This is a genomic window from Herbaspirillum sp. AP02, from assembly GCF_015767275.1.
Lineage (GTDB): Bacteria > Pseudomonadota > Gammaproteobacteria > Burkholderiales > Burkholderiaceae_D > Herbaspirillum.
The window spans coordinates 1,239,604-1,252,465 of record NZ_JADWMY010000001.1 but is presented as its reverse complement, the minus strand read 5'-3'; the positions used below and the strand labels follow the sequence as shown (position 1 = coordinate 1,252,465).

The 12,862-nt window shown below is 64.5% G+C and carries 10 protein-coding genes; 8 read left to right on the top strand and 2 right to left on the bottom strand.

All coding sequences use genetic code 11. The annotated features are described in order from the left end of the window. The first annotated feature begins 172 nt into the window (after nucleotides 1-172). The 5 genes from I5R65_RS05700 to trpS all read left to right on the top strand — a co-directional run bounded on the left by I5R65_RS05700 (nucleotide 173) and on the right by trpS (nucleotide 4,769). Nucleotides 173-523, top strand: coding sequence for a DUF3579 domain-containing protein (locus tag I5R65_RS05700; RefSeq protein WP_180667154.1), 351 nt, complete (start codon nucleotides 173-175; stop codon nucleotides 521-523). A 199-nt stretch (nucleotides 524-722) separates the two neighbouring features. Continuing rightward, nucleotides 723-2,111, top strand: coding sequence for a class II fumarate hydratase (gene fumC, locus I5R65_RS05695; protein WP_180667156.1), 1,389 nt, complete (start codon nucleotides 723-725; stop codon nucleotides 2,109-2,111). 378 nt (nucleotides 2,112-2,489) lie between these two features. Continuing rightward, nucleotides 2,490-2,816 carry a hypothetical protein gene (locus tag I5R65_RS05690; protein ID WP_180667158.1) on the top strand — a complete coding sequence of 109 codons (327 nt, stop codon included), beginning with the start codon at nucleotides 2,490-2,492 and terminating at the stop codon, nucleotides 2,814-2,816. A gap of 78 nt (nucleotides 2,817-2,894) precedes the next feature. Beyond that, on the top strand, nucleotides 2,895-3,455 hold the full coding sequence (locus I5R65_RS05685) for a glycine zipper family protein (RefSeq protein ID WP_180667160.1): 561 nt from the start codon (nucleotides 2,895-2,897) through the stop codon (nucleotides 3,453-3,455). A 264-nt stretch (nucleotides 3,456-3,719) separates the two neighbouring features. Beyond that, nucleotides 3,720-4,769, top strand: coding sequence for a tryptophan--tRNA ligase (gene trpS / locus I5R65_RS05680; protein ID WP_180667162.1), 1,050 nt, complete (start codon nucleotides 3,720-3,722; stop codon nucleotides 4,767-4,769). Between the two features lie 84 nt (nucleotides 4,770-4,853). On the opposite strand, the gene I5R65_RS05675 is transcribed toward trpS, so the two are convergent. Next, nucleotides 4,854-6,230 carry an ATP-binding protein gene (locus I5R65_RS05675; RefSeq protein ID WP_180667164.1) on the bottom strand — a complete coding sequence of 459 codons (1,377 nt, stop codon included), beginning with the start codon at nucleotides 6,228-6,230 and terminating at the stop codon, nucleotides 4,854-4,856. After that, nucleotides 6,227-6,964 (bottom strand): response regulator, encoded by a 738-nt coding sequence (locus I5R65_RS05670; RefSeq protein WP_196872126.1) that lies wholly within the window; start codon nucleotides 6,962-6,964, stop codon nucleotides 6,227-6,229. Before I5R65_RS05670 ends, I5R65_RS05675 begins: the two co-directional genes overlap by 4 nt. A gap of 248 nt (nucleotides 6,965-7,212) precedes the next feature. On the opposite strand from I5R65_RS05670, the gene I5R65_RS05665 reads away from it, so the two are divergent. The 3 genes from I5R65_RS05665 (at nucleotide 7,213) to I5R65_RS05655 (ending at nucleotide 12,860) form a co-directional block, all read left to right on the top strand. Beyond that, nucleotides 7,213-7,749, top strand: coding sequence for a Spy/CpxP family protein refolding chaperone (locus I5R65_RS05665; protein ID WP_180667168.1), 537 nt, complete (start codon nucleotides 7,213-7,215; stop codon nucleotides 7,747-7,749). A 350-nt stretch (nucleotides 7,750-8,099) separates the two neighbouring features. Beyond that, complete coding sequence (locus tag I5R65_RS05660; RefSeq protein ID WP_180667170.1) at nucleotides 8,100-9,689, top strand: MdtA/MuxA family multidrug efflux RND transporter periplasmic adaptor subunit; 1,590 nt, start codon at nucleotides 8,100-8,102, stop codon at nucleotides 9,687-9,689. A gap of 15 nt (nucleotides 9,690-9,704) precedes the next feature. After that, nucleotides 9,705-12,860 (top strand): MdtB/MuxB family multidrug efflux RND transporter permease subunit, encoded by a 3,156-nt coding sequence (locus tag I5R65_RS05655; protein ID WP_180667172.1) that lies wholly within the window; start codon nucleotides 9,705-9,707, stop codon nucleotides 12,858-12,860. Nucleotides 12,861-12,862: the final 2 nt, after the last annotated feature.

The following is a 12,862-nucleotide window of genomic DNA, read 5'->3' as shown; positions in this document are numbered from 1 at the left end:
GGCAGAATGGCTGGAGGCGAGGAGACCGGTAGAAGCCAAGTCTTCTATAAGATATAATACTCAACACCGCAGGCACCCACGCGACAGGTCGCGCCGGCACCGCGGAATCCAGGGCTCGGGTCTCACCAGGACCGGGGCATTCGGTTGCAAGCGCTATAGAAGAACTGCATGTATGGCTGATCCCATCAAACCCGCAAACGCACCGGCCAAAGAATTCATCATCCTTGGCAAGACCTCGGATGGCCGGCAGTTCCGCCCCAGCGACTGGGCGGAGCGCCTGTGCGGCGTGATGTCGTGTTTCCGTCCGGAAGGCAGTGGCGGGCGCAACGCGCACCTGAAGTATTCCCCCTACGTCTTGCCGACCCACATCGATGGCGTGCGCTCGGTGGTGGTCAACGAAGCCCTGCGCGAGCTGGACCCGCTGGCGTATCACTTCGTGGTCAACTTCGCCAAGGACAACGATCTGCAGGTGATCGAGGCCTGTGTCCTGCCCGACGCTCCCAAGGAAAACAAGGCGCCCTGAGCCTTGTTGCTCTTCACCGGGCGGTTCGTGCCGCCCGCGCAATATCCCGCCAGCTTCATGCCGCCGCCTGCAGGCGGCCCCGCCAGCAGTTACACTGGAACTTACCGCCTTCACTTCCCGCGCTCAGCCGGACACATCAGCCAGAGCCAGCGGAATCACCTGGCCGCACGCGGCCGCCTAATCACGGAGAAGAAGCATCATGAACCACCGCATGGAGCGCGATACCTTTGGCTTGATCGAAGTCCCGGCCGACCGCCTGTGGGGCGCGCAGACCGAACGTTCGCTGCACCACTTCCATATTTCCACCGAGCGCATGCCGGCCGAGCTGATCGTGGCCCTGGCCGCCGTCAAGCGCGCCTGTGCTGCCGTCAATCGCGACCTCGGCAAGCTGGACGGCAAGAAAGCCGAGGCCATCATCGCTGCGGCTGACGAAGTGATCGCCGGCAAGCATCCGCTGGAATTCCCGCTGTCGGTCTGGCAGACCGGCTCCGGCACCCAGAGCAACATGAACATGAACGAGGTGCTGGCCAATCGCGCCTCCGAGCTGCTGGGAGGCGTGCGTGGCGAAGACCGGCTGATCCACCCCAATGACGACGTCAATCGCAGCCAGTCGTCCAACGACATCTTCCCGACCGCCATGCACGTGGCTGCCTGCATGGCCGTGGCGACCCACCTGATTCCCTCGCTGCACAAGCTGCGCGGCACCCTGGCGGAGAAATCCACCCAGTTCGCCGACATCGTCAAGATCGGCCGCACCCACCTGCAGGACGCCACTCCGCTGACCCTGGGCCAGGAATTCTCCGGTTACGTGGCCCAGCTGGAACATGCGGAGTCGGCCATCATCGCCACCCTCAATGCCATCTCCGAACTGGCCGCCGGCGGCACCGCGGTCGGTACGGGCCTGAATGCCCATCCCGAATTCGGCGAGCGCGTTGCCGCCGAGCTGGCCAAGTTCTTCGGCTTCCCTTTCAAGACCGCCCCCAACAAGTTCGCGGCACTGGCCGGCCATGATGCCCTGGTGGCGTCGCATGGCGGTCTGAAGACGCTGGCGGCGGCGATGATGAAGATTGCCAACGACGTGCGCTGGCTGGCTTCCGGCCCGCGTTCGGGCCTGGGCGAGATCACCATCCCCGAGAACGAACCGGGCAGTTCCATCATGCCGGGCAAGGTCAATCCTACCCAATGCGAGGCCATGACCATGCTGTGCGCCCAGGTCTTCGGCAACGATGTGGCCCTCAACATCGGCGGCGCCAGCGGCAACTTCGAACTCAACGTCTTCAAGCCGGTGATCATCCACAACTTCCTGCAGAGCGTGCGTCTGCTGGCCGACGGCATGGCCAGTTTCGAAGAGCACTGCGCCCGCGGCATCGAGGCCAACCGCAGCCGCATCGGCGAGCTGATGGAAAAGTCGCTCATGCTGGTGACCGCCCTGGCACCGCACATCGGCTACGACAAGGCTGCCAAGATCGCCAAGCAGGCGCATCACGATGGCACGACCCTGAAGCAGGCCGCGCTGGCTCTGGGCTATGTCACTGAAGAGCAGTTTGTCGAGTGGATCAAGCCGGAGCAGATGACGCGGCCGGGTTGAGCCAGGTTTCAGTGTTGCCGGGGCGCTGGCATTGCTGAGTTGCCCTGGCGTGATGCGCATCAACGGCCTTGCGAAAGGCCGTTTTTGTTTTTGTGGACCTAGGCGGCAGGGCCTGGTCCAGCTTAAGTAGCGCGCTGCACATTGCTGCGGAGCACGGTGATTTGCAAAGCCTTTTCAACCCCATGTATATCAATATTGATTAGGGTTACGAATTGAAACATCTCAAGATTTAAGACCAGGCGCGGCGTATATTGCTTTCATGCGCCAGATGCGTCTGCAAGCCGCGCCCGACAAGGAGTTTCGGGCGATCGGGGAAAGCGGCGGCGATGTCATCGGCGATAATTCCAGACATTCAGAGACACTCCCAAAGGCAATAACATGAAGAAAATAGCGGCAATTGGCGTCTGCGGCGTGCTGGCGGTGGCCGGCCTGGTGGCCAGCGCGTCGGTGTATGCGCATGGGCGCTTCTATGGCGGCGTGGTGATCGGCGGGCCGATCTGGGTGCCGCCACCGGTCTACTATCCGCCGCCGGTCTATGTGGAACGGGTGCCGGCACCGGTCTACGTGGAGCCGCCGCGCCAGGACTATTGGTATTACTGCGCAGAGTCCAAGGCGTACTACCCCTACGTGCAGAACTGCCCCAGTCCCTGGATGAAGGTGGTTCCCAATACCCCGGCCGTGCCGGGCGGGGCGCCGCCGCAATAGTCTGCCGGCCGGACCGCGTCGGCAGTTGTCAGATGCTTCGGGCGCTTAAGCAATACCTTCACAGATAAAGGAATCAACGTGAAACCCATCTACAAGACCGCCGCTACCGTCACCGCTGTCGGCGCCATGCTGGCGCTTGGTGGTTGCGTGAGCGTGCCGACTGGCCCCTCGGTGATGGCGATGCCGGGCAAGGATAAGAGCTACGAGCAATTCCGTGCCGACCAGCAGCAGTGCCAGCAGTACGCCCAGGACGCCATCGGCGGGCAGGCGGCGCAGACCCAGAACAATGCGGCCAACAGCGCCGCGGTCGGTACCGCCGTGGGTGCGGTGGCCGGCGCACTGATCGGCGCGGCTTCCGGCAATGCCGGGGCAGGGGCCGCCATCGGTGCCGGTGGTGGCCTGCTGGTGGGCAGCGCCGCCGGCAGCGATGCGGCTGCGGGAGGCAACTATTCGATGCAGCAGCGCTATGACATGACCTATACCCAGTGCATGTACAGCAAGGGCAATCAGGTGCAGCAGCCGGTCCAGACCACCACGGTCTATACCTACCACCCGCGCTACTACTACGCTCCGCCGCCGCCTCCGGGCTACTATGGCCCGTCGCCGACGTATTACGGCCCGCCGCCGGGTGCTTACTGAGGCCGACCAGGCTCGGATGGAAGGCAAACCGCATCCCCGGATGCGGTTTTTTCTTATGCAACGCAACATGGCTGCCCGCCAGTGCTATACTCGCCGCCATGCTTTTCCGAACCCAACTTGCGAAAACCCAGCATTGGTGGCGCGCCTGACCCAGGCGGCCCGTTTTCACACAGCTTGACCATGTGATGCCGCCGGTTCCGGCGGCATGTTTTTTTCAGCTTCGGACCGGCGGCATTCCAGACAGATTAACGATCAGGAATGACCATGTCTTCGAACGCCACTAGTTCTGCCTCCAGCATTACCTCCGCTTCCACCTTGCCCGTGGTCCTCACCGGCGACCGTCCTACCGGTCCGCTGCATCTGGGTCACTACATCGGCTCCCTCAAGTCGCGCGTGGCGCTGCAGGAGACATCCCGCCAGTTCCTGCTGCTGGCCGACACGCAAGCCATGACCGACAACGTCGGTCGCCACCAGAAGGTCACCGACAACGTGCTGGAGGTGGCGCTGGACTATCTGGCCGTGGGCATCGATCCCGAGAAATCGACCATCTTCATCCAGTCCCAGGTGCGCGAGCTCTACGAATTGTCGATGGTGTTACTGAACCTGGTGACGGTGTCGCGCCTGGAGCGCAATCCCACCATCAAGGAAGAGATCCGCCTGCGCGGCTTCGAGCGCGATATCCCGGCCGGTTTCCTGACCTATCCGGTCAGCCAGGCGGCTGACATCACCGCCTTCAAGGGCCAACTGGTGCCGGTGGGCAGCGATCAGTTGCCGATGATCGAGCAGACCAATGAACTGGTGCGCAAATTCAACGCCACCGTCGATCGTGAGGTGCTGGTGGAATGCAAGGAAGTGCTCTCCGAAACCGGCCGCCTGCCCGGCATCGACGGCAAGGCCAAGATGAGCAAGTCCCTGGGCAATTCCATCGCACTGGGTGCCAGCCCGGCGGAGATCAAGCAGGCCGTGCACCGCATGTACACCGACCCCAATCACCTGCGCGTGGACGATCCGGGTCAGGTCGAGGGCAATGTGGTCTTCACCTTCCTGGATGCCTTCGACACCGACCGCGATGCCGTGGCCGAGTTGAAGGCCCACTACACCCGGGGTGGTCTGGGCGACAGCGTGGTCAAGCGTCGCCTGGAAGGCATTCTGCAGGAATTGCTGGAGCCCATCCGCACCCGTCGTGAAGAATTCGCCAAGGACCGCGGCGAGGTGCTGGCCATCCTCAAGCGCGGCACCGAGCGCGCCAGCGCCGTGGCCGCGCAGACCATGTCGGAAGTCAATGCCGCGCTGGGCCTGAACTATTTCGGCTAAGGCCCCCAGGCGACCGCGGGCACAAAACGAAACCGCCGCTTCCCGGCAAGGGGAGCGGCGGTTTTTTCATGCCTGCGGAGGAGTTCAGCGTGCCTTGGACGGCGTCATCTGCGGCAATTCCAGCAAGACCTCCAGCCCGCCCTCCGGCAGGTTGCGCAGGCGCAGCTGGCCGTGATGGTTTTCGGCGATATTGAGCGCGATGGTCAGGCCCAGTCCGGTGCCACCGGTATCGCGTGAACGCGAGGCTTCGAGGCGATAGAAGGGCTCGAAGACCGCCTCCAGCTCGGCATCGGGGATGCCCGGCCCCTGGTCGCGGATACGGATGGCGATCCGCTGTTGCTCCAGGGCGATGCTGACCCGTGCCTGGCGGCCGTACTTGCAGGCATTGTCGATCAGGTTGGTCAGGCAGCGCCGCAGCGCCCCCGGCTGGGCCATCACGAAGGCGCGGGTGCTGCCCTGCAGGCTCACGTCCTGGCCGGCATCGGCGGCATCGGCGCAGACGCTGTCGAGCAGGGAGTCGATATCCAGCGCCTGTACCTTTTCCGAGGAATCCATGCTGCGCGCCAGGTCCAGCCCCTCGCGCACCATGCCGTGCATCACGCCCAGGTCGTCGATCAGCTTTTGCTGCAGTTCGGCGTCGGAGACCTTTTCCAGTCGCAGGCGCATGCGTGTCAGCGGCGTCTGCAGGTCGTGGGTGATGGCCGCCAGCATGTGGGTGCGATGCTGGATCTGACGCCGGATACGGCCCTGCATGGCATTGAAGGCATGCGCCGCCTGCCGGATTTCGGTGGGGCCGGTCTCGGCCAGCGGCGCGTGGTCGATGTCGCTGCCCAGGCGCGATGCGGCCTGGGCCAGCTGGCGGATCGGGCGGGTCGCCATGCGCGCCACCAGCCAGGCCAGCATTGCGATCAGCGCCAGGAACAGCAGGATGTACTGCAGCCCGAACGGGCCACCCGGTCCGCCGCGGCCGCGCAGGGCGGGGGGCTCGCCCGGCTGATGCAGGCGCAGGCGCATCAGGGCCTGGTCGTGCAGGCTCACGTAGATCACGCGGCAGGTGTCGCGGCGCGGGGCGTGGGCATCATCGGCCCGCAACGGCGGGCATTCGCTCTCGCGCTGGACGGCGATCTTGCGATCCTCCCCCAGACGCGACTGCAACATCTCGATGATCGGACTGGTGCTGGCGTTGGGCCCGATGGCGTCATTCATGTCGTCCACCATGCGCGCCTCGAAACCGAAGTTGGTGGCGGCCTGCAGCACGATGGGACGTTGCGGCGGCGGGATGTCGTCCACCGCCTGGACGATCTGCTCGACGCGGTCAGCCAGATGCTGGAAGCGCAGTTCGCGCAAGGTGCTGCGGCGCTCGTTGCCAGACAACCAGGTGGTGGCCATGACCGCCACCACGATGCCCGCCAGCAGCAGGAAGAAGATGCGGTTGCCGATGGAACCCAGGAAGTCCTTCATGCCGGCCGGCCCGTACCTTCTGCGGTGACCGTGGTGGCCAGCACATAACCCTCGTTGCGCACGGTCTTGATGATGGTGGGCGTGCGCGCATCGTCACCCAGCTTCTGGCGCAGGCGGCTGATCTGGATATCCACCGAGCGGTCGAAGGGATCGGATTCGCGGCCCTGGGTCAGCTCCAGCAACTGGTCGCGATTGAGCACCCGGTTGGGATGATCCAGAAACACCTTCAGCAGCCGGAACTCCGCCCCCGACAGCGCCACCACCACGCCATCGCGGTTCACCAGGTGGCGCGCCGTCAGGTCCAGCATCCAGCCGGCAAAGCGCATGGCCGCCACGTCCGGCTGGGCCATGTTGGGCGGCAGTGCCTGAGTACGGCGCAGCACGCTGCGGATGCGGGCGAACAGCTCACGCGGCTCGAAGGGCTTGGCCAGGTAGTCGTCGGCGCCCATCTCCAGCCCCAGGATGCGGTCCAGCGGCTCGCCGCGCGCGGTCAGCATGATCACCGGCACCGATGAGGTGGCGCGCAGGTTGCGACACAGCGTCAGGCCGTCTTCCCCGGGCAGGGTCAGGTCCAGCACGATCAGGTCCACCCGCGATTCTTCCAGCACCCGCCGCATTTCGTTGCCATTGGTCGCGGTCAGGGTGCGCAGGCCGTTGCTGTCCAGGTATTCGGCCAGCAGGGTGCGGATGTCGCGGTCGTCGTCGACGACGAGGATGTGAGTATTTGTATCCATGGGACGCATTATGCCGAACTTGTCCGTACGTGCAGGATGGATTTGTATCGGGTCTTTACAAGGAGGGGGGTGGAAATAAAACGATACCTGGGAGGCCTGCGGATATACAAAACGATACAAATGACGGCACAGCGGAAAAATCGCCGATACACGGCGCCGGTTTAATGGGAACCGTGCCAAGACAGCACTTCGCTGTACGACAGTACAAGCGCAGTACCAAGCGCAAGACCCACTGAAAGGAGCAACACATGTTGACATTCAAGAACCGTATCCTGGCCGGCATCGCCGCCGTAAGCATCAGCGCCGTGACCCTGTCGGCCTTCGCCCAGATGCCCCCGGGCGGCCCGCAAGGCCACGCCCCGAGCCCGGAACAGATCGCCAAGTTCGAGCAGATGCGCGCCAAGCACCAGGCCCAGCTGCACGACAAGCTCAAGATCACCGCCGCCCAGGAAGCCGGCTGGAAGCTGTTCCTGGACAAGACCAAGCCGGCCCCGTTTGACCGTGCCGCCCGTCCCAACAAGGAAGAATGGGCCAAGCTGTCCACCCCGGAACGCCTGGACAAGCAGCTGGACATGATGCGCAAGCGCGAATCCTTCGCCGAACAGCGCATCGCCGCCACCAAGGAGTTCTACGCCACCCTGTCGCCGGAGCAGCAGAAGACCTTCGACGCCGAGTTCGCCAAGATGCAGCACCATCGCTGGGAACAGATGCATCACGGCCAGCGTGGCGAGCACAAGGGCCCGCCGCGTGATGGCAAGCCCGCTCCCGACGCACCGGCCGAGTAAGGCGCGCGGCAGCATTCGCCCGCAGTGGTAATCGCGGGCGTTTTCCACCCCGACAGCCTTGCGCTTGACCCGCAAGGCTGTTCTCATTGGCGCGGCCGGCAATAGCTGGGTACACTGCGTGCCAGCCAGTGCAGGTGGCATGCGTTGTTGCAGAACTGTAAGCCGGCCAGGAGAGAATAGCGGTAGGCGGCCCGATCCGGCAGGATGGGCCGCCTTCCCTTATGCTCTTGCCTGCCCGTGACCGGATAGCGGCACGGCAACGTGGTAGCAGACCGCTGCATCGACTTCCCATTAGACAAGGCTGCCTGGTAGCGGCCTGCATACGTGATCGGTTTACTGGTTTCCCTGACATGACAAATACTCCCAATCCCGGCCAGCCATCTCCCTCCCCATCTCCTTCTCCCTCACGTTCCCGTGGCAGCATCCTGCGGCGCTGGTGGTTCTGGGTACTGGTGGCCGCGCTGGCCGCCGGTGGCGGCTACAAATACTGGTCCAAGAAGAAGGCCGAACAGGAGCAGATGAGTGCCATGGGTGGTCCCGGTGGCCCCGGAGGCCGTCCAGGTGCTGGCGGTCCAGGCGCCCGCCGCCCCGGAGCCGGCGCCTTCGCCGGCCAGACCATGCCGGTTGGCGTGGCCAAGGCCCGGGTGCAGGATGTGGATGTCTTCCTCAACGGACTGGGGGCAGTCACCCCCACGGCCACGGCCACCGTGCGCGCCCGGGTCGATGGCCAGTTGATGAAGCTGCATTACAAGGAAGGCCAGGTGGTCAAGGCCGGTGATCTGCTGGCCGAGATCGACCCGCGCTCGCTGCAGGCCGCGCTGACCCAGGCCGAAGGCCAGCTGGCGCGCGACCGCGCACTGCTGAGCTCGGCCCGGCTCGACCTGAAGCGCTACCAGACCCTGCTGGCCCAGGATTCCATCGCCAGCCAGCAGGTCGACACCCAGGCTGCGCTGGTCAAGCAATACGAGGGAACGGTCAAGGCCGACGAAGGCAGTGTCGCCAGCGCCCGCCTGCAGTTGTCGTTCACCCGCGTGACGGCTCCCATCAGCGGCCGTCTGGGCCTGCGCCAGGCCGATGTCGGCAACAACGTCACCACCAGCGACACCAACGGCCTGGTCATCATCACCCAGCTGCAGCCGATCACCGCCATCTTCAGCATTCCCGAAGACAATATCCCCAAGGTCTTGCAGCAGTTGCAGAGCGGTCGCAAGCTGCCGGCCCAGGCCTGGGACCGCGAGCAGAAGAAGAAACTGGCCGACGGCGTGCTGCTGACCATCGACAACGTGGTTGATTCCACCACCGGCACGGTCAAGCTCAAGGCGCAGTTCCCCAATACCGACTACGCGCTGTTCCCCAGCCAGTTCATCAATATCCGCCTGCAGCTCAATACCGAACAAGGCGCTACCGTCATCCCGACGGCCGCCATCCAGCGCGGGGCCAAGGGTTTGTTCGTCTATGTGGTCAAGGAAGACAACACCGTCACCGTGCGCCCGGTCAAGACCGGTCCGGTGCAGGATGACCTGACCGTCATCACCGACGGCGTGGCCGCTGGCGAGACCGTGGTCATCGACGGCATCGACCGCCTGCGCGAAGGCGCCAAGGTCGAGGCCGTGGCACGCGGCGGCGCCGACGATCCGGCCAACAAGCTCACCACCGAGAACCCCGATGCACGCCGCCATGGCAAGCGTGGCCAGGGGCAGGCAGCAGGGCAGGGCGCAGAAGGCGGCCAGACCGGCATGAGCCCAGAAGAGCGCCAGAAGCGCTGGGCCGAGCTCAACAAGCGCATCGACGCCGGCGAATTCGGCGAAGAGATCAAGAAGCTGCCCGAAGACCAGCGCCGCCAGAAGATGATGGAACTGCGCCGCCAGCGCGAGGCGGGCAATGCCAATGGCAGCACTGGTGGCGCCAGCAACGCAGGCAACGCCAACGGCGCCAAGTAAGCACAAGGCTCACGCATGAATCCCTCGCGCCAGTTCATTCTGCGGCCGGTCGCCACATCCTTGCTGATGCTGGCGATCCTGCTGGTGGGCATCGTCGCCTACCGGCTCCTGCCGCTGTCGGCCCTGCCGGAAGTCGATTACCCCACCATCCAGGTGGTCACCCTCTATCCCGGGGCCAGCCCGGATGTGATGACCTCCTCGGTCACCGCGCCGCTGGAGCGCCAGTTCGGCCAGATGCCGGGCCTGAAGCAGATGTCTTCCACCAGTTCCGGCGGGGCCTCGGTGATCACGCTGCAGTTCAACCTCGACCTGAGCCTGGACGTAGCCGAGCAGGAGGTGCAGGCCGCCATCAACGCCGGCAGCAACCTGCTGCCCTCGGACCTGCCGATGCCGCCGGTCTACAGCAAGGTCAACCCGGCCGATACCCCCATCATCACCCTGGCGGTCACCTCCAAGACCATGCCCCTGCCCAAGGTCCAGGACCTGATCGACACCCGCCTGGCGCAGAAGATTTCGCAATTGTCGGGCGTGGGTCTGGTGAGCCTGTCGGGCGGTCAGCGTCCGGCCGTGCGCATGCAGTTGAACCCGCGTGCCGTGGCCGCACTGGGCCTGAACCTGGATGACGTGCGTACCGCCATCGGCAATGCCAACGTCAACCAGGCCAAGGGCAGCTTCGACGGCCCCACCCGCGCCTCCACCATCGATGCCAACGACCAGTTGCGTACGGCCGACGAATATCGCAACCTCATCATCGCCTACAAGAACGGTGCGCCGATCCGGGTGTCCGACGTGGCCGATGTGGTCGATGGCGCAGAAAATGTCCGCCTGGGTGCCTGGGCCAACCAGCAGCCAGCGGTGATCGTGAACATCCAGCGCCAGCCCGGTGCCAACGTGATCGCCGTGGTCGACAGCATCAAGAAGATCCTGCCGCAGCTGAAGGCCAGCCTGCCCGGTTCCATCGACGTCCACATCCTGACCGACCGCACCACCACCATCCGTGCCTCGGTGGCCGATGTGAAGTTCGAGCTGCTGCTGTCGGTGGCGCTGGTGGTGATGGTGATCTTCGTCTTCCTGCGCAACGTGCCGGCCACCATCATCCCCAGCGTGGCGGTACCGCTGTCGCTGGTGGGTACCTTCGCCATCATGTATCTGGCCGGTTTCTCGATCAACAACCTGACCCTGATGGCGCTGACGATTGCCACCGGTTTCGTGGTCGACGATGCCATCGTCATGATCGAGAACATCTCGCGCTACATCGAAGAAGGCATGAAGCCCATGCAGGCAGCCCTGAAGGGCGCCGAGCAGATCGGCTTCACCATCATCTCGCTGACCTTCTCGCTGATCGCGGTGCTGATCCCGCTGCTGTTCATGGGTGACGTGGTGGGGCGCCTGTTCCACGAATTCGCGGTGACCCTGGCGGTCTCCATCCTGATCTCGGCCGTGGTCTCGCTCACGCTGACCCCCATGATGTGCGCGCGCCTGCTGCGTCATCAGCCGGAAGAACAACAGGGCTGGTTCTACCACAAGAGCCAGGTCTTCTTCGACCGCATCATCGCCCGCTACGGCGTCATGCTGGAATGGGTGCTGGAGCGCCAGAAGCTGACCCTGCTGGTGGCCGTGGCCACGCTGGGCCTGACGGTGCTGCTGTACATGTTCGTGCCCAAGGGCTTCTTCCCGCTGCAGGACACCGGCGTCATCCAGGGTATCTCGGAAGCCACGCAGTCGATTTCCTTCAGTGCCATGGGCGAAAAACAGCAGCAACTGGCCAAGGTGGTGCTGCAGGACCCGGCCGTGGAGAGCCTGTCCTCCTTCATCGGCGTGGATGGCACCAATGCCACCTTGAACAGCGGACGCATGCTGATCAACCTGAAGCCGCACGAAGAACGCGACGTCTCCGCCGCCGACGTGATCCGCCGCCTGCAGCCGACGCTGGCGCGGGAAGTCCCGGGCGTCACCCTGTACATGCAGCCGGTGCAGGACCTGACCATCGAGGATAGCGTCTCCCGCACGCAATACCAGTTCACCCTGGAAGACGCCGATCCGGCCCTGCTCAGTACCTGGGTACCGAAGCTGATCGCACGCCTGCAGCAGGTGCCGGAATTGGCCGACGTGGCCACCAACCTGCAGGACCAGGGCTTGCAGGCCTACATCCTGATCGACCGCAACGCCGCCTCGCGCCTGGGCATCACCACCGCCGCCATCGACAACGCGCTCTACAACGCCTTCGGTCAGCGCCTCATTTCCACCATCTATACGCAATCGAACCTGTATCGCGTGGTGATGGAGGTCAAGCCGGAATTCCAGCGCGGTCCCGAAGCGCTGGACAGCATCTACCTGGTCACCTCCGGTGGCGGCAAGGTGCCGCTGTCGTCGATTGCCACCGTCAGCGAACGCACCGCGCCGCTGGTGGTGAACCACATCGGCCAGTTCCCGGCGGCCACCGTATCCTTCAACCTGGCCAAGGGCGCCTCGCTGGGCAAGGCGGTCGAGGCTATCAAGGCGGCCGAGGCCGAGATCGGCATGCCGGCCTCCACCGTGACCAACTTCCAGGGTGCCGCGCTGGCCTTCCAGGCCTCGCTGTCCAATACGCTGTGGCTGATCCTGGCGGCCATCATCACCATGTACATCGTGCTGGGCGTGCTCTACGAGAGCTACATCCATCCCATCACCATCCTCTCCACGCTGCCCTCGGCCGGGGTGGGCGCGCTGCTGTCGCTGATGATCTCCGGCACGGATCTTGGCATCATCGGCATCATCGGCATCATCCTGCTGATCGGCATCGTCAAGAAGAATGCCATCATGATGATCGACTTCGCGCTGGAAGCCGAACGGCACCAGGGCAAGAGCCCGCGCGAGGCGATCTACCAGGCCTGCCTGCTGCGCTTCCGACCGATTTTGATGACCACCATGGCCGCGCTGCTGGGCGCCTTGCCGCTGATGCTGGGCACCGGCGTGGGCTCTGAACTGCGCCAGCCGCTGGGCATCACCATGGTGGGCGGCCTGCTGGTGTCGCAGGTGCTCACGCTCTTCACCACGCCGGTGATCTACCTCGGCTTCGACAGCCTGGGCCGTCGCCTGCGCGCCCGCTTCGGGCAGCGCGCACCGGGGCAGGGCGGCGAGGACGATGATGGCGAAGACGGCAAGCCGGCCGCGTTGCCGCCGGCGGTGTAGGC